We start from the raw sequence: 23,875 nt of genomic DNA on the forward strand, positions 1-23,875 counted from the left end.
CTACGTTGGCTTCAGCGCCCTGCCCGCACGTTGTCACTCCAGGGCGCTGAGGAACGCTTTCAAGCGCACGGCGCCGGCCTGGACTTGCTCGGGGTCGCCCGAATAGGACAATCGCGCATGACCCGGCGCGCCGAAAAAACTCCCCGGAATCAGCGCCACGCCGTACGCCTCAAGCAGCATCGAGCAGAACGCCTCGTCGTCGGCGATCAATTGACCGCGCAACGATTTGCCGAGCGCCTGGCGGATGTCCATGAACAGATAGAACGCCCCCGCAGGCGAGCAAAAACGCAGATGGGGCGCGTCTTCCAGCGCGTTGATCAATGCCAGGCGTTGCGCGGCCAAACGGTCTCGGGCCGCGAAGGAAAATCCCTGATCGCCGTTGAACGCCGCAGCGGCGGCGGCAGCGGGAATCGGCGGGATGTTCGAGATCGAATTGGAATTGAGCGTGGTCACCGCCGTGGCAATGCGCTCGTCCGCCGCCAGCAGGCCGACCCGCCAGCCCGGCATGCCATAGAGCTTGGAAACGCTGTCGATCTTGATGATGCGCGCGCCGAGGTCCGGCGCGACAGACAGCAGGTTCGGACAACTGTCCATTTCGTAGACAAAGCGCTGATAGACATCATCGGAGATGATCCACACGTCTTTCTTGCGCAAGACCTCGGCCAGTTCCGCCAGCTCCTGCGCCGAATACACCGCACCGGTAGGGTTGCCCGGCGAGTTGAGCATGACCACGCGCACGCTGTTCGTCAGCGCCTGTTCCAGCGCCTGCGCAGTCATCTTGTAGCCGGTATCGGCGGTGCAGACGACATTGACCACGCCCGCCCCGACCAGGTCAGCGATGTCGAAATAGGTCGGCCAGCACGGTGTTGAAACGAGGATCTCGTCACCCGGGCAAATGATCGCCCGCAAGACGCTGAACAACAGGTGCTTGGCGCCAAGACCGGCCACCAGATTCTGCTTGGCATAATGGGTAAAACCCTGCCCGTGCAAGTAACCCAGATACGCCGAAAGCAGCGCTTCATCACCTTGGCTTGAGCCGTAGCCGCCGGAGTGCTCGCAGGCGGCATTGACCGCCGCTTCGATGATGTGCGGCGCCGGCAGAAAGCCCGGCACGCCAACACCGAGATCGATCACAGGGTGCTCGGCTTCCCTGACTTTCTGCACAACACCGAGGATGGGACAGAACCGCGCAAATTCAAGATCGGGCGAAAGAGCAGGCATACAAGTCTCTCCGTGAGCCGAGGTCAGGCAGCGCGTTCGGCGACGCGACTGCGCGCCATGAGGGCGGCCATGTGCGTGGCCGTGGCGGTGATGATGTCGAGGTTGCCGGCGCTCGGATCGAGGAAATCTCCCGCCCCTTCCACCCGAACCATGGTGAACAGCCGACCTTCGCTGTAATGCAGGTCGACGATCACTTCATAACCCGGCACCGCAGACTGCACTTGGCTCACGGCGCGTTCGACTTCGCGGCGTGTCGCGGTCAGATCGATGTCTTCGATCAGCGCCGACACTGCGGTCTGCATGTACACGTTCGGCTTGGCCGGATTGATGTTGAGGATCGCCTTGACGTCGCCACAACCAGTGAAATGCTTCAGCGCATTCTCGGTGGTGGTGATGTAGTTGCTGAGGTTGCGGCGCGTCGCAGGACCTGCGCTTTCAGCACTGATCGACGACACCACTTCGATGTAGTGCAAACCCGGATTGGCCCGCGCGATGGCGGCGGCGAGCGGGATCGACGCTTGGCCGCCGCAAGTAATCATGTTGACGTTGGTCGCCTCGGTCAGCGCCAGACCGTTGAGCGATGGCACACACAGGCTACCCAGTGAGGCCGGGGTCAGGTTGATGATCGCCTTGCCGGCGTCGATCAGGCGCGGTGCATGGGTTTCATGGTCCGTCGCCGACGTGGCATCGAACACCACGTCGAAATCGTTGATGCGCGCAAACAGCCCTTCGATACCGTCGGCGGTCGTGCCGACGCCGCGCTCACGGGCGAACGCGAGACCGGCCGATTGCGGCGAGCGCCCGGCCACCAGTGTGCAATCGAGATCCGGGTGGGCAAGTACTTTACAGAGGATGTCGCAGCCAATATTGCCGCTGCCGATAATCGCGGTTTTCAACGTCATGTGGGGCTCCAGAGTCAGGCGACGGCAGGTTGAGAGAGGCGGCTGGCGACCGAAATAATCAGGTCTTCCTGACCGGCCACGGCGTTGCAGCGGGCCAACTCTTCATAGATTTTCCGCGGTTCGACGCGAAACTCGGCGGCGGCCCGGGCGACGTGCTTTTCAAAGCCGCTGCACACACCGTAGAGGCCGCTGATCAGGTTGGCGGTCTTGACCACTGTCGGCGTCCTGACCGGGGTGAATTCTTCCAGGCTATCGACGGCTCGGCACAGCCCGAAGACGTCCACGCCGGTGTCGAACTGATAGCGCTCGAGGACGGCGCACAGCACTTCCAGCTGAGTGTTGCCGGCACCGGCACCGAAGCCGCGCATGCAACCGTCAATGATGGTCGCCCCGGCCTGGGCCGCCGCCAGCGAATTGGCCACCGCCAGGCCGAGGTTGTTGTGGCCATGAAAGCCCACCGGAATCGACAGTTCGCGCGCCAGCAGGCCGATCTTTTCGCGGGTGCTGTCCGGGTCGAAATGACCGGCCGAATCCATCAGCACCAACGCGTTGGCGCCGTAGCCTTGTTGCTTCAAGGCTTCTTCGAGCAGGCGCTCGGCACTGGCCATGTGGGTCATCATCAGCACACCGTGGACGAACGCGCCTTTGGCTCGCGCATGTTCGATGTAGCTTTCGGTCACGCTGGCCTCGGTGCAATGCGAGGCGATGCGCAGCACCTCAACGCCGATGCTCAGGGCCGTGTCGATGTCGCTCAAGCGCGCAAAGCCGGGGATCATGTGAATGCCCAGTTTCGAATGTGTCAGGTTGGCCCGCGCGGTTTCGAGCATTTCCGTGTCTTTGTAGCGTGCCAGCCCCAGTTGCAGCGATGACGCACCCAAACCGTTACCGTGGCCGACTTCCACCACATTCAGCCCGCAGCCATCGACGGCGCGGCAATACGTGGCGATGTCTTCAAGGCTCAGCGAATGGGACACCGCGTGATTTCCGTCGCGCAGCGTAGGGTCATGAATTGCAATAGCAGTCATCGAGATCAAATCCTTGTCATTCGAAGGTAGGCAGCCGTTATTGCTCGGGCTGAGGTTGTTCCTGCAACAGGCGCTTGGGCAAAAACACCGGGGAAATGTGGATGATCGACATCCGCACCACGTGGTTGAGCATCACGAAGGCCGGGTCGAGCTTGAGCAGCAGCGCGGCGGCGGTCATCACTTCGACGCCACCGGGCACCCACGACATGAACAGCGTGAGGAACGGTTTGCCGGTCAGCTTGCTGAAGACGAACGCCACCAGCAGCGTCGTGCAGAACGTCAGGGCGGTGACCACCAGGCCAGCGCGGATGTAACGCACGACATCCTTGAAGGAGATGTCCTTGAGACGAATGCCGATCAAGCCACCGAGCAGGATCAGCGCGACGATGGCGAAAGGATCCGGCACGTGCAGATTGGCCTGCGGAAACGCGACATTGACCCCGGCCGTGCAAATCAACCCGGTCAGCATGTATGGCGCCGGCACGTCGAAACGCTCCAGCAGATAACCCAGCGCCACGGCGGCAATCGCTGGCGGGATCACGCCCAGGTAGTTGTCCAGAGTGCCCAGCACCGGCGTGACGCTGTCGGCGTGGCCGCCGGCGATAATCGTCACCACGGCGAGCAGCGCGAGCAGTCGCACGATGTGCACGAACGCGATGCGCCCGGACGCCGGCCCCTGCTCGCCCGACACGGTCATCACCGCCGCCATCGCTCCGGGAATCGAGCCCAGCAGGCTTTCGATGTGGCCCCATTTCTCCATGCGTCGCAGCCAGTTGTAGCCGACGAAAATCTGCGTGGTCATGCAGATGACCAGGCCGACCAGAATGCTGAAGTCACTCAACTCCTTGATCATCGAGCCGGTGACGATGGAGCCGACGCTGATACCCAGCAGCAGTTGCACCGTGGCCACGAACGGATACGGCATGCGCATCGGCACGCCGAACTTGCTCAGCGCGGTGACCGCGCAAATCGCACCGATCAAGTCGCCGAGGGGAAATCCGGTGAGGTAGCCGAGCCATGCGCCGAGCGCCGCCACAGGAATCGGGATAAGGCTTTCGATCACTTTGTTCATGGGATATCCACTTTTCTGAGGGCGTGACCGTACCGTCCAGCACGGAAAGGTCAGCTCAATTGATGTCGGAGGAATCGGCGCCGCGGTCTAGACCAGGGCGGCAACGGCGCTGGTGGACCAGTCGCAACTCTCGTGGAACCAGCGTTCGACCTGCCGCAGGTTGTCGCGCAGCTCAGCCTCGTTGCGCCCCGCCACAATGGCGTTGAGGATCTCCGAGTTGGTGAATTCCATGCTCGAATAAGACGTCATTTTCTTCGCCGAAATGCGGTATTCGAGGACGCTTGGCAGCGTGCAGGTGTGCGGCACGTCACGCAGCAGGCCGACACGCGGCGGGATGCTGATATGCCCGACCATCTGCAACGGCTCGACCATCGGCTCGGGGCGATAGGTCGGATCCTGCAACGCACGCAGGAAGCTCATGCGCGGATCAATGCCCCAGGCATGGGTCAGTTCCTGATTGAAGAACACCCCGCCCAACCGCGAAGCGATTTCGCAGAGGACGATTTCACCGTTCTCGGTAACGAACAACTCCAGGTGAAACAGCATCGTCGGATCCGAAGGCAGCACGTCTTCGACCAGCGAACGGGCGTAGTGAACCAGCCGTTCGCGCATCGGATTGCTCGCATCGAGCATGTGCAGGTCGTGGGACTTGCCGCCCAAAAAATCCAGCGCCGAGGTCATCACGCGCACCGGTGACACGAGGATCGGCTGACCCTCGATGTACAAACCATTAACGATGTAATGGCTGCCGCGCACGAAGCTTTCGATCATCAGGTTGTGGAAGGTGGTGGACGGACGCGCGGCCAGCCACTGTGTCAGTTGTCCGAGGTCCTTGAGCACTTCGACACCGTTGGAACCACGGCCATCGCGCGGTTTGACCACCACCGGAAAACCGTGGCGTTCGCTGAAGCGCACCGCTTCAGTGGCATTGTGGATTTGGGCCATTTCGGCAATCGCAAAGCCACACTGACGGGTCCGCTGTTTCATCAGGAATTTGTCCCGGTAAAACATCGCGCGTTCTTCGGCGCCCTGGGTGATGCCGAGGCGATCATTGATGCGCGCTACCCGCAACACGTCGATCTCGGCCAATGCGACGCACAGCGGCGCATGCAGTTCGCGCGCGATTTCGTAGACATCGATCTCGACCAGCGCACTGTCATTGAAATTGTCGAAGAGCTGGAAGTGCACGCTCTCGCCCAAATGCGCGGCGATTTCCGCCATTCGCGATGCACAGCTCAACAGGACGCCCTCACGACCCAGCGCGGCAGACCAGCTTTCGGCGCTGTGCTGGAGAACAATTTTCGGCGGGCAAAAAACAATGAGCTGCATACGGCCTTCCTTGCAATCTTGCGGGATTTGTCGAGCTTCGGGCCGGCCGTGCGAGGCCGGTCCAAAGCCACAACATCTTGATAAAAACTTGCTGCGCAGGCCAATACCGATTCCGTCGTTATTGATACTTTGCACGACGTTTCAACGATTTTCGGTTACTTAAGCCAGATGTTCCGCACAATCTCGCATCACTGCGGCCTTGCGTTGCAGGTACTCGCTGAAGATTTCCTGCGCCGCCGCCTGAACCACGGCGATGCCCATGACATCGACAAATTCCTCGACCGCTGCCACCGCGTGGGCGAAGTGATTGCTCTCGGTGCCCCCGGTGTGCACGGTCACCCAGGCGACCGTCGAACGCACCTTCGCGGCCGGCACGCCCATGTCGCGTTCGAACCATTGCTTGAACAGCGGATGGATGAATTCCACTTCGCCGTGGGTGTAGACCTCATGCACCAGCGTGGTCAGCAGGCCTTCCAGCAGATCGCGATCGCGCAGTCGTCGGCTGTCCGCCCAGTCTTTGAAGGCCTGCGCCGACGGCAGGCAGTTTTCCTTGAGCAACCATTGATCGTCGCCGCAGATCGGCGTGGCCATGTTGTAGAACAGCTCGGAGTGCAGAATATTGCCCAACGCACCAAGGTCTTCGTCGGTAATCCTTTGCAGGCTGCTGCACACCTGATGCAGACGTTGTGCCGACTCCCCGCCCTGCTCCGATCGCGCCAGCAAGGTGATCCGGTTGGCCAGCCCCGAAACGCTGGCGGCCGAGTTGTTGGTTTTCGACCAACTGCCGAAGAAGGTGCGCAACGGCACGGCGTCATGGCGGCGTGCAGTGAGCAACTGGAACGACGCTTCGATGTCCAGCAGGGCCGCCTCTTCGCTGCGGAATGTCGCCACCAGCGCCTGCTTCAAAACACCGTCAGGCATGTCCTCGAGCACCGGCTCGATCACGTTCAACAACTGGCTTTGCAGCGTCTGCAGGTTACTCACGGTCATCTCACTTTTTCCTTGTTGGATGTTGAATCGAGCGCGTTCAGCGCGTGTGGGCCGGCGATCACCGGCAATGCAGAGACTTTCCAGCCGCTGCGGATCACCAGCAGGGGCAGCACCTGGAACATCACGATCAGCGCAATACAGGCGGGCCAGCCACCCAGTTCCCACAGCGTGCCCGGCACGAAGGCGCCGAAGCTGCCGCCCAGGTAATAACTGGTGAGGTACAAGCCGACGGCGCCGGCTTTGTCTTGCCGGGCGTGGGCGGTGATAAAGGCATTGGCGGCGGCTTGTGCGAGGAACACCCCGGTCGAGCTGAGCGCCAGCCCCAGGACGATCAGCCACAAGGACGACGTCAGCGTCAGCAGCGAGCCGGTCACCCCAAGGCACGCCGCCACTTTGATCAAATCGCTGCGCGGCCGCGCCTTGCCGAGGCGTCCGGCAACCGGCACCACCACCAGCGCCAGCAGAAAGACTGAATAAATCGCCCCAAGCTCACCCGTGCTCAACGAAAACGGCGCATGGCTGAGGTGCAAGCCGACGTAGGTAAACATCGCGATTTGCGCAAACAGCACGCAAAAGCCCACGGCATAAGCGGCCAGCAACGGCTTGCTGAATCGCTCGCCCGTTATGGCCTTACGGTCAGCGGGGGTTGGCACAGGCGCGGGTGGGTTACGCGGCAACAACCAGGCAATCGCCAGTCCGAGGACCAGGCTCAGCCCGGCGAGCAATGCCAGCGCCATACGCCAATCGGCAAGCTCGGTGGTCCAGCCGGTGAGAAAGCGTCCGCAAAAGCCGCCCAGCACGGTGCCGGCGACGTACACGCTGGTCACTTCCGTGACCGCGCCGTCCTTCCAGCGCACGCCGATGTAGGCAATGCTGGTGGCGAACACCACGGGAATGAGCATGCCCTGCACGGATCGCCAGAGAAGAAACTCACTGAAACTACTTGCCCATGCGGCCAATAACGCCGGCAGCGCCAGGAGAATAGCGGCCAGGGCGATGACCCGGTGCTGCTCGGCGCGTGCACTCAATCGACCGACAAACAACGCTGTCAGGGCGACGGCCAGGGTGGTGACGGTAATGCTCCAGCTGGCTTGCCGGGCTGACACGTCAAAATCAGCGGCCAGCTCGTTAAGCAGGCCTTGTGTGGCATAAAGGTTGATGAAAGCCGCGCATCCCGACAGAAACAAGGCGACCCGAGGACACAACACGCGAAGATTCATGAGAAAAGTTCGTAATGATTTCAAACACTTTTATAAGATGGGCTGTCGTAACGATCCAATACCTATTTCCGACCGATTGATACCCAAGGATGAACATGATCGATCTGCGCCGTTTGCGTTACTTCCTGGTCGTCAGCGACGAACTGCACTTTGGCCGTGCCGCCGCGCGCTTGCACATCGCCCAGCCGCCGCTGACACGGCAGATCTCGGCACTGGAAACCGAATTGGGTTTTCGCTTGTTCGATCGCAGCACGCGCAACGTCACGCTGACGTCCGAGGGCCGGCATTTTCTGCCCTATGCCCGGGCGGTGCTGGAGCAGGTCGACCTGACCGCGACCATTACCAGCAAACTGGCGGCCGGTTCAGCCGGCCATCTGGCGGTGGGCTATGCGAGCTCGATTGCGCTGTCGGACATCTTCAGCCAGACCATCCAGACCTTCTGTTCGTCGTACCCGGACGTGCAACTGACCGTTGAAGAAGGCGCGTCCAGCACGCAATGGGCGCAGATCATCGAGGGCCGCCTCGACATCGGCATGAGCCGCATGCAACCGCCCGGCGATGATTCCGAGGTGCAGGCGATTTGTCTGGACAACGAACCGCTGGTGGCCGCCATTGCCAGCGACAGCCCGCTGGCCCAACAGGATCAGGTGACCCTGGCCGAGTTGAGCGCGTACCCGTTGATCGCCTTCCCCAGCGATTACGGCTCGGGCCTGAACGACATCATCGCGGCGCTGTACCACCGCAACGGCCTGACACCGCTGCCGGCGCCGACCGGTAAACAGATCACCTCGATCATTGCGCTGGTCGCTGCCGGCCGCGGCGTGGCGGTGGTGCCGCAATGCACGCAGACCCTGGTCAAACGCGGCGTGACTTATCGCCCACTGGCCGAACCGGGTGCGACGGCGCCTTTGCTGGTGCTGACGCGCAAGCGCGAGCGCAGTCCGCTGGTGAAGGCGTTTGTCGAGGTGATCGAACAGACGTTGCAGGCAAAGTGATGAGGCCTTATGGCACACTTCGCCGATGATTTTGATCTTGCAAGGAACGCCCGTGGAATTCTTTAAAAAGCTGTTTGCCTCGAAGAAAAAACCCGAGTTGCCGTCTGCGCAACCCCTCGACGAGTCACTCTCGGAGATCGACCTCAGCGAGGCGGAGAAAGCCAACCTGGCGGCGCGTGAAGCCAGCCAGGCTTGCCTTGATCGACACTGGAATGCGGTCGGCGTGAGTGAGCGCGATGTACTTGGCTACATGATCAGCCCGAGCTTCATGGGGGCCCGGACTGGCCTTCGACCCGTCAGGCGTATCGCATCGTGCGCCGTGGCGATTCGATCATTCTCGCCAGCGAAGGCCTGTCGGATCCGTTCGATGACGCTGAAGGCCTGGGCAATGGTTTCGAGATGGAGCTGTTCATCGAAACCGCCGACATTCCCGAGCACGCGCGCGGCGCGCTGGGCGATGTTGCTCCGCTCCAGCAAAGCTGGGCCTTTGAATTGCTCAAGCACATCGCCGCGACGGTGGCGAACGCCGGCGGAATCACCGGCCAGTTGCAAAAGTACGGTGCACTGTCCCTGGAGCTTCCGGGGTTCAGTCAATCGCATTACATGAGCGATCAAATGCCTCCCCATTTCGTCACCGAGGATGACATGGTCGGCGTCCTGCTCGGCGCGCCCGAAGCGGACTTCCCTTCGGTGCTGAATGACATGCCGCTGTCGCCGGTGAAGCTGGTGTCGGTGGTACTGATGACCGCCGCCGAACTGGAGTACGTCCGCGCAGGCGGGCAAAAGGCGCGCGAAGATCTCATCGTTCGCTTGCAGGCAGCAGGCGTCGGACACATCAACACCTTCAACCGCACCAGCGTCGTATAACCGAAAACACTCCAGCCTGTAGGAGCAAAGCTTGCTCGCGAAAGCATAGGCCCAGCCAATACTGATGCTGGATCTGCCGCCCCCTTCGCGAGCTAGCTTTGCGCCTACACAGCCACCGTTGCGGGCAAAAGCAAAATTGCCATGTGTTTCCTTCGTTCTTTGTTACGTCGCACTGTTCATTGCCCGCCCCTTGTTTGCTGGAGTTTCCCCATGCCGTCGCCCAAATCCCTGCCTACCGCCCTGCTGGGCCTGGCCCTCGCCTGCCCGGCGATGGCCGAGACTCAAGGTCTGGAGCTTGGGCAAGTATTGATTTCGGCCGATGACCGCAGTGGTTCCGATGCAAGCATTGAAGAAGCCAAGGCCCGGCTCGAACAGGTGCCCGGCGGCACCAACCTGGTCGACATGCGCAAACCCTTGCAGGGCCGTGTCGCCAGTAACCAGGACGTATTGGCCTATCAGGCGGGCGTCTATGCGCAGTCGGCGGGCAACGAAGGCGTGAAGATTTCCATCCGTGGCTCGGGCATCAACCGCGCGCCCGGCGCCCACGCGTCGGGGCTGTACGCGATGCTCGACGGCTTGCCCCTGACCGGCCCCGGCGGCACGCCGTACGAATTGCTCGAACCGTTGTGGGTCGATCACGTTGAAGTGCTGCGTGGTGCCAACGGCTTCGACCGTGGTTCGCTGGCGCTGGGCGGCGCCATCGATTACGTCAGCCACACCGGCTACAACGCGCCGAAACTGCAAGTACGCTACGCCACCGGCAGCCACGGTTATCAGCAACGTCAGGTCAGTTCCGGGCAAGTGCTCGGTGACTTCGACTACTACGTATCGCTGACCGATTCCAACGCCGACGGTTATCAGGATCACACTGCCAGCGAGAGCAAAGGCCTGATCGCCAACTTCGGTTATCGCTTCAACCCGAACCTGGAAACCCGCTTTTATATCCGCTACCGCGAGACCGACAACGACCTCGCCGGCCGCGTGACCAAGCACTCCATCGAACACGACCCACGGGCAGCCAATCCGTCCTACGTTTCGCGCGACGACAGCCGCAAGCAACCGGGCAGCACCTTCATCGGCAACAAAACCACCTTCTACATCGACGACGATTCGAGCATCCAGACTGGCCTCGTTTACCACGACTACCCGATGGATTTGCGTGAAGGCCCGAACCGTTTGAAGGTCGCTTACACCGACGTCAGCGGCACCTTCGACTACAAACGCCGCGACACTGTTTTCGGCATGGAAAGCCGCAGCAACGTCGGTCTGCGCGTGACCAAACACCTGCCCAACGATGGCGCCAGCGAATTGGTGCGCATCCCCACCGGCAACACCGCGGGTTACGCGCCCGGCACGCACATGCGCAACTTCACCTATCAAGGTTCGGACACCGTTCTGCACTTTGGCAACGACCTGGAAATCGCCAATGATCTGTGGCTGACCACCGGCCTCGCCGCTATCTACACCCGCCGCGAGAGCGACGTCACCTACCCGCAAAGCGGCGGCAAAACCAGCATGAACGACTGGGACTACGCGCCGCGACTCGGTCTGCGCTACCAGATCAACCCGGATCTACAGGTTTTCGGCAACCTCAGCCGATCGGTCGAAGCACCGCATCCGTGGTCGCTGATCTACAGCTCCAACGTGCGCTTCCCGGCCGCCAGTGGCCCGGCGAGCGGCACCCAGAAAGACCCGATCAAACTGCAAAACCAGACCGCGACCACCCTCGAACTCGGTGGCCGTGGCGACAGCGCCATCGGCGAATGGAGCCTGGCCTGGTACTACGCGCAAGTGCGCCATGAACTGCTCTCGGTACTGCCGGACGCCAACGCCACCACGCCCTACGAGCTGAACGCCAGCCCGACCGTGCACCAAGGCGTCGAGGCCAGCCTCAACAGCAAACTCTGGTCCGCCGCCGACGGCCGCCAACTGAGCCTGCGCCAAGCCTACACCTTCAGCGATTTCCACTACCGCGACGACGAGCGCTTCGGCGACAACCGCCTCCCCGGCCTGCCGATGCATTACTACCAGGGCGAATTGCGCTACGACTGGCCGCAGGGATTCTTTGCGGCAGTCAATACGCAACTGGTGTCCAAAGTTGCCGTGGACTACGCCGACAGCTACTACGCCGATCCCTACGCACTGTTCGGCGCAACGCTGGGCTATAACGCGCCAAAGGGCGACTGGCAAACGTGGTTGGACATGCGCAACCTGACCAACAAACACTATGCGGCGACGGTCACGCCGGGGTATGACGACAAGGGCCTCGACGCGGCGCGGTCAACGCCGGGTGAAGGCATGGGCGTGTATGTCGGGGTATCGTGGAGTTTGTTGTGAGCCCGGTGCTAAACCGATCCTTACTAAGCAACTGACCGAGGTTGAGATGGACAGCCATTCGAGCCTGGAAATCGACAGCGCCGCTTATGAGCACTTTCTCAGCCTATGGGAACTGGGCAAGTTTGAGGGGCAGCGTTTGGGACAGGCCTTCTATAACCATTTCCGCTTGCATCGGCTGTCCGATCAAACACCGTTGCAGGGACTGTATGAAGCGGACGGCAAGAAAGCGCTGAAGGTGATTGGCGAAGTGATTCAGATAAAGTAAGCGTCTGTTTTCAACAGGGGCACCATTGATAAAGCCGACGCTGCACACGGCAGCCAACGGGCACTTGGTGCTCGAATTCAATGGGTTATCAGATTCTGGCTGGCTAGTGCGGGAGAGCCTCTCGCAAGTTACAGCCCCCCGACCGACAGCAATCGTCCCGCCCCTGAAATGTCTGAGAACAATATGAATCTAGCGTCCTTGGGCGGGAGGCCCATAGAGTTCGATTTCCCAGTCTTCAAACGGCGGCGTGACTTTGAAAGTCGGATCGCAATATGACCTCAGGTAGTCAGTCGCTCTCTTCTGAGCGTGGGTGAAATTAAGCACATTGCCTTCACCGTCCATTTCTATGACGTTGGCGAATATCGCAAAGACCATTTCGATAGCGCTGGGCTCCGAGCCATAGATTTTCAGATAGTCCACGTTTTTAAGCATGTAGTGGCTTCCACTTGCCATGAAATAGGCAAAGGTTCGGAGCGCACCACTGAAGTCATTACTCAGCTTCTTCATGTGCATTTCTTTTAGTAAAAATTAAGGTTTTCAACGATACGGAACTAAACATCTGCCTTCCGGCCGACGCATCATTGGCCGCCTGTGCTCAGCACGCGGGGGCTATTGATTCGGCACTCAGGATTACACGACGCCGGGCGCCAATCTTGTGGGTCTAGCAGCCATGATTGCTCCGTTTTTTCCGGGTATATAGGCCGACTACGTGACGCATGGTGACTGTACCTGACTACTGACATGCTTATGAGGGATGTCAGCTCCCCTCTTGTGAGGACTTAGCGTAACAGCTGCGTGCGATGTATTTGCCAGTGGCTATGGCCTTAAACAGTTCGTTGCCTGGATCGCTGTCGGCCATAAGCAGTCATTCAAGGTGATTCGAACCCAATCACACCATCCTGCGATTGATCGACCAGCAATCTATCTGATAGGCGCACTTTCAACTCATGGGTACCGCGAACACCGCGCTCGCGCGTGCAACTGTTCGCTCACCGACATGCAGGCTGACGGCGGCAAACGCTAGTTGACGACCCTTTTTCGAGTGTTCAAGGCGCACTTCCAGCCATTCATTGATTTGAACTGCGCCGAGGTAATCCAGGGTCATGCTCGCCGTGATCAACGGCTGCGGAGGGTCGCTGGCAAACGCCATGGCATAGCCCATTCCAACATCGGCCAACGTCGCCAACACCCCTCCATGCAAAGTGCCACGTCCATTGGCATGGCGTGAGTCCGTCAACAACCCCAACTCCAGTTGCAGCCCACTGCCTCTGGCGTAAATCGGGCCGAGCAAATCAAGCAACGGGCTACTGCGGGTAACCGGAGTGAAACCCTCGGGAATCGCGGTGGTGTCCACAGTCTCTCCTTGTGCCGGCTACTGACCGGCGTCATTGACTTGTACTTCGACTCACTCGGGGTTTATGGGGAATCACACAATGGGGCAAGCACTATACGATTGCGGAATTTGCATTGATAAAACGGCAAACAATCCGCGGTGATGACCGCTACAGCCTCCCGACCGCTAGTTTTACAGAGCAGGCTCTATTGTTGAAATCCGTGCTACCCGTAAAGCATCGACCGTGGGTCAAATGGCCAAAGGTTGTCAGATGAACACACAAAATGGCTGAACCCGTTTGTTGCTCTAGCGACTACAGGAGATGTGATGTGCCTCTATTCCCGCACCCCATGCATCGGACTGCGTTTGTGGCAGACACCACTGCGCTGATCCTGTTTTTCACCACCACCGGCATCATCAATGAACGTTTCATCGCCGGCATGACTTGGGATCAGGTTCTTCACGCGCGCCTGCTGGGCGCCGCCCTGATGATTCCGGTCGCGAGACCTTACGGTTTATGGCGGGACTGGGTGATGAGGCGAGCCAGTCAGCGTCTGGCTTCGAGGCTACTCTGGGACAGTATCGCCCTGGTCAGTTTCCAGGTGCCTATCTATGCAGCAATCATCGCTTTCAGTGGTGCCTCGGGAGACGGCCTGGTGCGCGGCACTCTCGGCGCGTCGTTGATGATGCTGGTTCTGGGACGACCTTATGGGGCGTTTCTTAACGGGGTACGGAAGCTATTTGGCTTGCCTCCGGGGGGCGATAAGCCGATGTCGTTGAACAGTTGAGTGAGTGCTTTCGGCCAGAAGCGGACGTTCTGACGCTCCTAGGAAAACCGACAACGAGGAAGGGTTAATGGACTTCATTATTGATTTGTTAGCGCATCGCATTGGCGTGTTTGTTCTGGGCTTGCTGAGTGGCGGCCGTTTCAAGGGTGAGAGTGGTTTTGCCTGGGGCTGGGCAGTCGTCGTCGGCGGGCTGATTCTGCTATCTCCATTCGCAGCGTTTATAACCTTGCTCATCTATACCAGTGGCCTGTGAATTCATGTCTGTCATGGGTCGATAACTGCTCATCTCGACAGGCACCAATCGGCCAGTAGCGGGGCGTTGACTTAGGACTATCCACCATCCACCGCACCACCTGCCTCTCTAGCGATGCGGGGCGTGAACCCTTCTAACTGCCTTGCTGTAACTCGCAAAGCCCGGTTTTACTAAACGTCCTGCTCGATGGCTATGCTTTTTCCGCTATTCCTTGTGTGATTTCGACACCCACTCACGCTCGCCTTGCATGGCCGCAGCGCTTTTGTGTATAACTGCCCAGTTTTAATGAATGCGTAAATGTCGAAGTCAAGCGAATACGCTGACTCTTGAAGTCAGCTGTATAAATATTGATTTTTATGCGCTTGCTAAAAAATGTGGCTACCTAAAGTACAGCGTTATACCGCCAGCATCCACTGACGCATCAACCAAGAAGACCATCTAAACACTGTTAGGCGCATACCCATGAATCTTGACTTTTTGTTCTCCCCACCCATTTTGCTTGCTCTTACAGCATGCCTGGCAATGTTTTTATTCTGCCTGTTCAACTTTCTGATTAGCTTTAGCCTGACGCGCCCTACAGTATTTGCGCTTGGGCTTTGTTTCATTGGTGTCGGCGTCTTTGGACACATTACTTTCCTTGATATGTTGGAGCGGTGTAGGGAACTGGAAGCGTCAGGCAATGTGTCACAGGATGTACTTTCTCGGTTTGAGCGTTACCACCTAGTATTCGCCTACATGCTTCCATTCATATCAGGAGCAATTGGCACCAACGTTATTTCCGATGCGCTACTGAAACATCATACTTATGAGCGACCCTTTTCTATATTTCAGTTTATCCAAGATCTTGCGCAAGTTATTTTGATACCTATCGGTCTCATCATAGCTATTATTATCAGCATCTTCTGGCTCATACTTTTGCCGATCGCCCCCGCTCGCCGCCTGCTCCGCTCCATGCTCCCAAGAACTTTGCGCTGGGTATATCTGAGAGTTTTCAAACTCAGCATCATTACCCGAAATAATATTCACTCGGTGCGCGGTAGTCTAAAAGAGCCAGCTCCCGATGACACTCCCTGACAACTGGTTGAAATAGTTCGTTTCGTTCAATCGGGGCCGGCTAAAGCCGGCCCCTTAGCTTAATCATTAGTGACCGTTTTTGGCCGGAAGGTGCCGCGTTCAAACGTCCGCTTTTGGCCGTTTCTGCTCTCTACGAATGGCACTGATCGGCCAAAAGTGGGCGTTCAAAAATCACCCTTTTCGATTGATCGCACCGCCTAATGAACGCCACGACATATCAGAGCCTACGTGTCCTGACAATAAAAAAATGTTTATGAGCTCCCGCTTTGGGTGCTGGGCAACGTGGTAATGTGTACATGTATCTAAGAGCATTTTGTAAAAATTTCTAAATTGATAGAGATAGCCTTAGATGAAGCTCCCACGGCATTCTAAGGTACAGCCCATTACGCTAGCGGATCTCAATAACACATTAAACGGAATTTTAAGTAATGGCTCTTCACCTAATAAAATCAGATGAAATTCATTTGTCTTGCCGGCAACGGATAGAAGCATGCGAACTTTGGTTGCGTCGAATTATTCATGACAAATTTTTGGCTGAGTTTGGAGGGGACTACATCAATCTAGGCGAAATCAATGGCCAACTGATATTTTCAAATAATACAAGACAGCGAGTGCAGAACTATCTTAGTGCAAACCCCGGCCAATATTCACGCCCAATTGACACTTTACTTTTTGATGACTTGGGATCGACGCTAGGAAAAAATGATGTTTATAAAAAATTTTTCAAAGAGGTGATGGAAGAAGACTTCCAGATGGGCGCGCAGCAAATTAGAGATGTGGTGAAAACTCTGGTTCAAATTCGTAATGCATTGTCACATGCGAATGGCGGAACGCTCTCCCTGCATGATGCAGAGCGAGCCCTTTGCTACTGTAGTGATATCATTGCCCCTATCAAGAGCTTTTATTCTAAGATGAGTATTCAAGATAAGTTTCCAGCCCCCGTATTCACCCGATTTTCAGACTCACTTGGTACAGTCTGGCATCCAAACCCACCCAGCGATCATCGTTTTATAACTCACACACTGTATCTCGGTGATGAGATAAGATTCGAAGTAGAGGTTGATTCAACATTCCCCCCTGACGAATACAAAGTCACTTGGATGGTTTGTAATATTTCGCACAGCCTCGCTGAAAAGGGCGAGGGAACAAGCTTTAATTTGAAAATGGCATCACACCACGTGGGAACTCATTTTGCTCTGCAAGTGATGCTTAAATCGAACAAAGATTGGCATCGGATGCAAAATATGGATGCTTATCTAACGATGAATTATGAGGTGCTACCTGTGCCGCGCTGATTAGCATAGCCAACTTTGATCAACGGAAAGCGATACCTGACAATGACATGACATCTGAATCGCCCCGCGCTTCGTCGACGCCTCGAACTGCTTAAATGGGTCGGTGGCTGCCTTCGCGACGGATGGCAACCGGCCGGATGCGGACGTTCGCAGGCGGACGCTAACGGCCAAAAGCAGTCATTCGTCAGTGCCCACATTTGCCGGACAGCCTAGTAGCAAAATAGCTCTATTAAGTTGCGGACCGATTACGGTCAGCTAGCCGTGTGTTTCTTGCAAACGCCAGCGGCCGGGCACAACGCACAGTCGTTAGCGGACGAGCATTAATTGAGGATAAACCCAAGATTTTTGCCGCTGCTGCATGAATTCCACAGTGTCACCAGCTTGCCTCCTCTATGCGGGCGACACTTTATGCATTCTTAAATTATTATTGTATTAGAAGCCTTCTTTTCTTAGATTGGCCTCAACGTCTTCGCGTTTTCCATGGCGCTCGTAGCCTTGAGCAAGTTGATCCAGCATGGCTGCAACATTTGGATGGGAGTGCTGCACCCGCTCTGCCTGGTTTCTGTAATGTGCTGCCAGATCACGCTCTTGGTCGCCGCCATCCCAAGGAGACCGGCTAGTGACCCCACGCTTATTAATGGTTCCAGTGATGAAGCCGGTACGCATATGTTCTAATTCAGGAGACTCTAAAATCTCCCTGGCCGGCGTGAATGGCCATGTACCATCCTCATCTGCTGGGGAATGGGAGAGAATTTGTCCTAAAGTCTGATCACACATTGTTGGCCGATCTGCATCACTACATAACTCACGTGTTTCCTGAATAAAGTGAATAAATTTATCTGCATCAATACCCCCATCTGATTGAGTGCCAGGTAGTCGCTTGCAGTGATGTAAGACATCCCAAGCCCTCCCGGCAGTTGCCCGACTGGCCTCAGTCACCTCCTGTCTTTCCCCATGTTCCGGCTTGTAGATCGCACAAATTAACTCCTTGAAGAGTTCTGGCTCTGATGTGATAGCTTCATACAGCGCACTAGCATTGTCTCCTCGCCCATGCTGAAGAAATGGAAATAGCCCAAATTCAAGTTGAGCCAGAGCTAACCGCTCAAATTCACCAGAACTCTCTAGCCGCTCCAGCATTTTCTCTAGATGCCAAGACTGAATTTTAGGCCCATCTATCTCTCTACAGCTGAGTAACTGTTGAAGAGCTAAATAAATCTTACCAGGAGCAGTTTCTTGAAGTTTGAATTGGCAGCAATAAAGAGCACTCATTGGGCGCTTAGCCTTCAAGAGCTGCTCTAACACAAAGTCTAAATCCTCATCATTTGTTTGATGGTATGGTTGAACCATGTGCCAATACTCGGTATTGACCTCATGATCACAGGACTCAACCAACTGCCAGGTCTCTCGGTTTGGGATAGCCAGAGTTAAGAAACTGGCGAGCCTCACCGATGGCCATCCACGTTGTTTGCCTAACTCAACTACTTTTTTAAGTAGCGCATCAGGTGCTGGTGACGCAGCCGTACGTAGAAATCCTGCTATACACGCACTCATGTGCGTGCCGTTATCAAAGCTCTCAAGCTTTTCCTGAATCCATTCCATCCAGTAGCCCTCACCCCAGGGAACCCCTGCCAATGTGGCTCCGACGATGCTGGGTTCGGTGCATACTTCAATAAGGCATTCTATTCCTGTGATTCTTTCAGCCTGATATATCGCCGATAACGAGGAGGCTCTGAGCTCGGAAACAATTTTGGCTTTGTCATGGAGATCTTTTTTCATCCTCCGTAGGAAGCTCCAGCCAATGGCTATCGAACAACCAATGGTCTCGCATGACCAAGTTGAGGGGGCCAATCGTTCATAGCATGTCTCCACCGACTGGAGCCACTCGTTAAGCTCCGTGGCGGATGCCTCATCGTAATTACGGTGCCAATTAATAATTGCCCTCAGAGCTGAACGTATAATTTCCCGATCCACATCCCTATCTGTCGCTTGGATGAAGGGTTCAATCAGTTCCAATAATCTGGGCAAATCCTCTCGATCCCTGAAGCCGGTCTTTTGCAGTAACGAGACAATTCTAGGTGCATTCCCATCGCTGAGTTGAAGTAGCTTTTCATGGACGAAATCAAGCATTTCATACATTTCAGCATGGGTAACACCACGGCCTGCACCTGCATCGTCTTCACGCCATTTGGGCCTGTGAATATGGTCGGCAGTTTGGTGACCACGCCCCGCGATCCCCACCAAAAGACGAAAGGAAGCCTCGGGATCCCTTTCGATTAACAGACTGAGTACTTTGATTCGCTCCGGTAAGCTGGCAGCAGTCTGCGGAAACCACGAGCGGAAAAAGTTTAGAAGGCTCCGACTCGGTTTGTTGCCCCAATTTCCCTTCATAGGTACATGGCTTAACTGGGCAAGAATTAGCGCCACTGGGGCCAAGCGACGCGGAGCCCAGCCAAGAGTTTCCAATGCCCAAAGCAAACCTGCGTGCCAGCAGCGGCCTCCAAGTATAGAGTCACTAGTTTCGGTAAAAAGCCTCGTTATTGGAGCATCCGCCATGCGTAAGCTGTTCTGAATAGCACGAAGAAATCTATCCGGCGCTGCTTCTGCCAAGTTTGGTAGATAGGAGGATAAAGACAGCCAGCGTCCTCCATCGGCCCCGTCAAGCAGCTCGCCCACTAACCCCGCCACCCTCTCTTCGATGTCCAGTGCCTGTAGGCCAACTTGATCTGGGGCACGCACTGTCAGCTTTATGAGCGAATCGCAAATCGATTCAAATAGTAAGTCTGAATACGGATGAACTTTTCCATGAAGCTGGGCCATCCAGCGCTCGTTATCCGGCAGTTCCAACTGGGGGTCAGGTGCCGATAACATTTTCTGAGCAAGGGCAAAGAAACGGTCCAGTTGGTTACTAGTAATTCGGTCTGCACATTGACTGAGCAGATCCAAAGGCGATTTGGCTTTCCAGACTGCGCCTATCTTCAGCAGTGGAGCATCGTCAAGTCGTACAAGTTGCCGCAAATCTTGCTCAACCGTTTCATAGGAACGGCCCGACAGTTCTTCAACTGCTTGTCGATCCGCTGCTTTGTCTGAATGCCAAGCTCCAAGTAGGCAAAGCAGCGGGAGACTTGCTGCTTGCGGTGCTTCTAGCCAGACAGGGCATTGAATTGCCGGGTTAGTCGCTCTTTGTCGGCGAAATACAGTCCATGAGCGGCCAGTGGATAATGCATAGCGCTTGGCATCAGATTCTTCCATTCCTGTAGCAATCAGAGCTTTCTCGAACTCGTATATATTCGGCCGCTCCAAGATCAGCTCATTACCATTTGGCCTTCCGGCCAAATCGCCTGTGGCGTGAGGGATGATCACTCGCAAGTCTTCACGTAAAACTAGATTGCTTGCGGTTTCAGTGCGAGCCGCGATTGCAACCCGCAATTGAGGGTTTGCTTCCACATACCGCCAACCATGAGGTTCTGTCACAACAAGGGCATGATGTTGCAGGTCGCCCGATGCCATTACCACCGCAACTGTGAATGCTACGGCTTCTTCCACACTGTCGGCACGTATCACAAGAGGCTGTGTAGGTGTAATGCTCGCCTGAAGCTTTTCACCCAAAGCGTCGAACATCGATGCCCGATCCTGGAATAGTGCTTCGGGAGTGATGGCCGGGCTACATTGTCGCGCCCACGTATCCCAGTAGCGGGAAAGGCTGACTACACCCCCGCCACTCAAACCCAACGCTTCGGCGAACTGCAAAGCGACTGCCGGACTTTGCTCCAACCATTGCTCCAGATCGTCCGCATCGTAGACCCGCACATCAGCCCATTCCCCCTGGCGGGTCTGCTCCTCGATCCATTCAGACTTTTTTGTCCAGCGGCGAGGGGTAACAAATACATACGTGCAGTTCGATCGCTCTTCCTTGCTTGTCGTTTCTGTGCGCTTCCGATAATCGCGGTTAGCTTTGCCGGGCACATCTTGATCACAGCCAACTTCCCAGCATGACGCACCAGCTGGAACCCAGGCATTACCAAGGTCACTGAACAGAACGCCGTCCCAGCCTGGTACATAGGTTGAATCACCCGCTGGAAATGAAAGCTGGCGCGTTGCTCCGGGTTCAAAGCAAAGGCGCCTGACCCAGCGCGGCAAATCGGTTTGCGCTTCCTTGGCATGCGTATTGGCCCAATTGACGATGTGGGAGGCTGTGATTCGCATAATCCATTCCAGATAAAAGGGGCGTCAGTGCGACCCCAAGCTTACCCCTCCGCCAGCTCATCTTGGAACACCATTGGTGTTCTGGCGGTTCAGTGTTCCTGTGTTTTTTCGTTGGTGCTCCATGGCTGAAAGCCTTAGTCTCCTTAGCTTTCAGCGACCCTGACCGCTTTGAATCGAGGTGTCTACGGTGAACGGCTGCTATTGGCCGATAGCGGTCGGTCTGTAAGCATCGGCCGAAGGGCCATGCTTTACCCTAGGGTGTCTTCGCGTTGCGGTTTCACCTTTGTTGAACCCGCAACGCGGAAGGAGCCCAGAGAGTGCTGTTGGTCGATGGCTGCCTTTGGCAAAGGGCTGCTATCGACCCAGGTTGTGTGAAAACGAGCTGGAAGCAGTTAACTAAACGTGATGCAGACTGGTTCCATCTCTACCAACGAATTTTCACAGGCCCTTACGAGATCTCGCACACAGTAAAGCCTCCATCCCTTGCCTGATCCCCACTTTGCCGCGACAGATTCAAGCGAAGACTCTTCCTCCTGCGTTGCGCGAGCCCAATCATTGTGCCCGATCTCAGCGATCAATTGAGCCTGGTAGACCTGTAAGAATGGAAGCAAGCTTTTCGCTTGTTCAATCTCTATGAGGACAAATTCTGCTGTATCGAGTTGCTGTTTAACATTTTCGACCAGTTCGTGAGCCTGCAACGGGAGTGCTTCTAACACAGCTTCCAAGGCTGATCCGGATTTGTCGGCACTTTGGAAGGTGCCGCAGATGATGTTCCCTCCTGCCATATCTTTCCCCTATCCTAGCTTCGAAGCTTGGATTAAGCAGCTCGCGATTACGTGTCTAACGTCGATTTTTTGCTGATCTACGCCCGTTGCGAGTGGCCAATTAATCCAAGGCTTGATGAAAAATCCTGCGATTCTCTGACCTTCTGGTGGTCGAGATCGTGACGGGATCTTTCAATCATTTCTTACCTGTTTGAGCCAGTTCCAGAAAGGATCACTGGATTCATGCGCGTCCATGCTTGTTGTGCTTGAGATGAGATCTGATGCGCGCGCCGGGACGCTGAGGCCAAGCGTGCGTTCCACGTACGCGCGCAATGCCCTAGGTGGTGCTGGGTAGTCATCATCTACGTATTGCTGCTCCCGCAGTTCGGCCGGTGTTCTCGTAAACTCCTCTGGCCAGCAGTGCTCGTTGTAACCGATGGCCAGTAAGCGAATCAGGTCTTGCGTACTATTAGTCAAGACGCAGAGCATGTCTGATCCCGAGCCCGAGCCAAGATGAACGATTCGCTGCTGATCGTGGTCGTCCAGCCATAACCCTGCCCACGATCCATCGCCACCAGTCCTGAGGAATATTGATAGCCGCTCGTTTACTCTGGGATCTTCGCAGGCCGTCCATCGAGCAGTATCGGCGGAGTCCGGAACGTGAAAGGCGGTGATAGCGCTGTTGTTGTATTCCGGTTCGGGATGCAAAGTCATGTAGCGGCCCCCGCTCCGATAGTGACGGACGCAGCCTAGTGCTTCCAGGAATTCCATGGTCTGTCGTAATACTGGAGGTACCGGATTGCTTGCCGAGAAAGCGGCTACTAATTCGTCGGTGAAGTTCATGTCTTTTCTGACCATTGTCTTTAGCGAGTATCGTGAATGAAGATAGATTGCTATGCCCGGAATATATCGCCATGTGCCACCCAATGCCCGCTTCTGGCCGAAAGCAGCCGCTCAAAGCGCACATCCAACCCAACAGTCTTAGAACGAGGCCAAATAAGATATCTTGTTGATCCACCAACCCGCTCGCCATCTTAGGGAAGCCATGCTGAGTTCACTTGTATTGAATGGCCAGTCTCCAGCATCTGACCGCTCAGACCTGATGGTGCCGTGGTGGAGTTTTACGAAAACGGTTCTGGCGGCGACTGCCCTGACGTTGGTGCGTGACGGCCTGATCAGATTGGACGACCCGATCCCTGATCAACCTTTCACATTGCGCCAACTATTGCGCCATGAAGCAGGTCTCGCCGACTACAGCGAACTGGTCGACTATCACGCCGCAGTCGCTAACAATCAGGCCGCCTGGCCCGCCGACGAAATGATGCAACGCCTCGACGGCGAGCGGCTTCGATACAGCCCCGGAGGCGGATGGCGTTACTCGAATGTCGGCTACCTGCTCATCGGCAGACTGATTGAACGAGTGACGGATCTGTCGCTTGAAGACGCCGTGAGTCAACGTGTATTCAACGCTTTAGGCCTGTCGAACGTTCGCTTCGCTAAAACGCGAAAAGATTTGCAAGAGACCCATTCAGGAAGCAGCTCGAATTACGACCCTGGCTGGGTCTACCACGGTCTATTGATTGGCCCGCTTTCGCAGGCTGCTTTATTACTTGATCGACTACTCGCCGGCCACCTCCTCCCGCCGGATTTACTCGAAGAAATGCAGACAGCAAAAACATTGGGCGGACCGATTCCGGGACGTCCATGGGTTACGCCGGGGTATGGTCTGGGTTTGATGCAGGGATTGATCGAAGGTGGTTACACCCTCAGCGGGCACACGGGTTGCGGGCCTGGCAGTGTGATTGCCGTTTACCGCATCAGCGACGGCGACGCATCGGTTTGTTGCGCAAGTTTTGATGCGGGCGCCAGTGAAGGTGTGGTCGAAGCATATGTCGTTGGAAGATTGATGCAGGCCTTACGCAGAGCGAGCGCTTGAAGTAAA

At 56.5% G+C, this 23,875-nt stretch carries 20 protein-coding genes and 1 pseudogene; 9 read left to right on the plus strand and 12 right to left on the minus strand.

Going from position 1 to position 23,875, the window contains the following annotated elements:
- Window positions 1–33: 33 nt before the first annotated feature.
- The 7 genes from JFT87_RS20895 to JFT87_RS20925 all read right to left on the minus strand — a co-directional run bounded on the left by JFT87_RS20895 (window position 34) and on the right by JFT87_RS20925 (window position 7,759).
- Complete coding sequence (locus tag JFT87_RS20895) at window positions 34–1,221, minus strand: pyridoxal phosphate-dependent aminotransferase (protein ID WP_201204255.1); 1,188 nt, start codon at window positions 1,219–1,221, stop codon at window positions 34–36.
- Between the two features lie 23 nt (window positions 1,222–1,244).
- Entirely contained in the window at window positions 1,245–2,123 is an 879-nt protein-coding gene (locus tag JFT87_RS20900; protein ID WP_201204256.1) for an acetaldehyde dehydrogenase (acetylating), read from the minus strand.
- 14 nt (window positions 2,124–2,137) lie between these two features.
- Window positions 2,138–3,148 (minus strand): 4-hydroxy-2-oxovalerate aldolase, encoded by a 1,011-nt coding sequence (gene dmpG / locus JFT87_RS20905; protein WP_201204257.1) that lies wholly within the window; start codon window positions 3,146–3,148, stop codon window positions 2,138–2,140.
- Between the two features lie 37 nt (window positions 3,149–3,185).
- Window positions 3,186–4,220, minus strand: coding sequence for an AbrB family transcriptional regulator (locus JFT87_RS20910; RefSeq protein WP_201204258.1), 1,035 nt, complete (start codon window positions 4,218–4,220; stop codon window positions 3,186–3,188).
- Between the two features lie 87 nt (window positions 4,221–4,307).
- The gene (locus tag JFT87_RS20915) at window positions 4,308–5,549 is read right to left on the minus strand and encodes an ATP-grasp domain-containing protein (protein ID WP_201204259.1); all 1,242 of its coding nucleotides are present in this window, start codon (window positions 5,547–5,549) and stop codon (window positions 4,308–4,310) included.
- Window positions 5,550–5,708: 159 nt separating this feature from the next.
- Window positions 5,709–6,539: a hypothetical protein gene (locus JFT87_RS20920; RefSeq protein WP_201204260.1), complete on the minus strand. Its 831-nt coding sequence runs from the start codon at window positions 6,537–6,539 to the stop codon at window positions 5,709–5,711.
- Window positions 6,536–7,759, minus strand: coding sequence for an MFS transporter (locus JFT87_RS20925; RefSeq protein WP_201204261.1), 1,224 nt, complete (start codon window positions 7,757–7,759; stop codon window positions 6,536–6,538). Before JFT87_RS20925 ends, JFT87_RS20920 begins: the two co-directional genes overlap by 4 nt.
- Before the next feature lie 95 nt (window positions 7,760–7,854).
- On the opposite strand from JFT87_RS20925, the gene JFT87_RS20930 reads away from it, so the two are divergent.
- The 4 genes and pseudogenes from JFT87_RS20930 (at window position 7,855) to JFT87_RS20945 (ending at window position 12,223) form a co-directional block, all read left to right on the plus strand.
- Entirely contained in the window at window positions 7,855–8,754 is a 900-nt protein-coding gene (locus tag JFT87_RS20930; RefSeq protein ID WP_201204262.1) for a LysR family transcriptional regulator, read from the plus strand.
- Between the two features lie 52 nt (window positions 8,755–8,806).
- Window positions 8,807–9,621: pseudogene (locus JFT87_RS20935) on the plus strand (suppressor of fused domain protein).
- A gap of 210 nt (window positions 9,622–9,831) precedes the next feature.
- Window positions 9,832–11,958 (plus strand): TonB-dependent receptor family protein, encoded by a 2,127-nt coding sequence (locus tag JFT87_RS20940; protein ID WP_201204263.1) that lies wholly within the window; start codon window positions 9,832–9,834, stop codon window positions 11,956–11,958.
- A 46-nt stretch (window positions 11,959–12,004) separates the two neighbouring features.
- Entirely contained in the window at window positions 12,005–12,223 is a 219-nt protein-coding gene (locus JFT87_RS20945) for a hypothetical protein (protein ID WP_201204264.1), read from the plus strand.
- Window positions 12,224–12,412: 189 nt separating this feature from the next.
- Here the strand turns inward: JFT87_RS20945 and JFT87_RS20950 are convergent, their stop codons facing one another.
- Window positions 12,413–12,730, minus strand: a complete 318-nt coding sequence (locus JFT87_RS20950) for a DUF7677 family protein (RefSeq protein ID WP_201204265.1) — start codon at window positions 12,728–12,730, stop codon at window positions 12,413–12,415.
- A gap of 433 nt (window positions 12,731–13,163) precedes the next feature.
- A complete protein-coding gene (locus JFT87_RS20955) occupies window positions 13,164–13,577 on the minus strand; it encodes a hotdog domain-containing protein (protein WP_201204267.1) in 414 nt (137 codons plus the stop codon).
- A 347-nt stretch (window positions 13,578–13,924) separates the two neighbouring features.
- Between JFT87_RS20955 and alaE the strand changes: the two genes are divergently transcribed.
- The 4 genes from alaE (at window position 13,925) to JFT87_RS20975 (ending at window position 16,966) form a co-directional block, all read left to right on the plus strand.
- Window positions 13,925–14,344, plus strand: a complete 420-nt coding sequence (alaE, locus tag JFT87_RS20960; RefSeq protein ID WP_342367188.1) for an L-alanine exporter AlaE — start codon at window positions 13,925–13,927, stop codon at window positions 14,342–14,344.
- A 67-nt stretch (window positions 14,345–14,411) separates the two neighbouring features.
- On the plus strand, window positions 14,412–14,597 hold the full coding sequence (locus JFT87_RS20965) for a hypothetical protein (RefSeq protein WP_201204268.1): 186 nt from the start codon (window positions 14,412–14,414) through the stop codon (window positions 14,595–14,597).
- 462 nt (window positions 14,598–15,059) lie between these two features.
- Entirely contained in the window at window positions 15,060–15,671 is a 612-nt protein-coding gene (locus JFT87_RS20970; protein WP_201204269.1) for a hypothetical protein, read from the plus strand.
- A gap of 428 nt (window positions 15,672–16,099) precedes the next feature.
- Complete coding sequence (locus tag JFT87_RS20975) at window positions 16,100–16,966, plus strand: hypothetical protein (RefSeq protein ID WP_201204270.1); 867 nt, start codon at window positions 16,100–16,102, stop codon at window positions 16,964–16,966.
- Window positions 16,967–17,398: 432 nt separating this feature from the next.
- On the opposite strand, the gene JFT87_RS20980 is transcribed toward JFT87_RS20975, so the two are convergent.
- The 3 genes from JFT87_RS20980 to JFT87_RS20990 form a co-directional block, all read right to left on the minus strand.
- A complete protein-coding gene (locus JFT87_RS20980; protein ID WP_201204271.1) occupies window positions 17,399–21,169 on the minus strand; it encodes a hypothetical protein in 3,771 nt (1,256 codons plus the stop codon).
- Window positions 21,170–21,561: 392 nt separating this feature from the next.
- Window positions 21,562–21,954: a hypothetical protein gene (locus JFT87_RS20985; RefSeq protein WP_201204272.1), complete on the minus strand. Its 393-nt coding sequence runs from the start codon at window positions 21,952–21,954 to the stop codon at window positions 21,562–21,564.
- Between the two features lie 171 nt (window positions 21,955–22,125).
- Window positions 22,126–22,776: a hypothetical protein gene (locus tag JFT87_RS20990; protein WP_201204273.1), complete on the minus strand. Its 651-nt coding sequence runs from the start codon at window positions 22,774–22,776 to the stop codon at window positions 22,126–22,128.
- A 202-nt stretch (window positions 22,777–22,978) separates the two neighbouring features.
- Between JFT87_RS20990 and JFT87_RS20995 the strand changes: the two genes are divergently transcribed.
- A complete protein-coding gene (locus JFT87_RS20995) occupies window positions 22,979–23,869 on the plus strand; it encodes a serine hydrolase domain-containing protein (RefSeq protein WP_201204274.1) in 891 nt (296 codons plus the stop codon).
- Window positions 23,870–23,875 lie beyond the last annotated feature (6 nt).

Source organism: Pseudomonas sp. TH15 (assembly GCF_016651105.1).
Lineage (GTDB): Bacteria > Pseudomonadota > Gammaproteobacteria > Pseudomonadales > Pseudomonadaceae > Aquipseudomonas.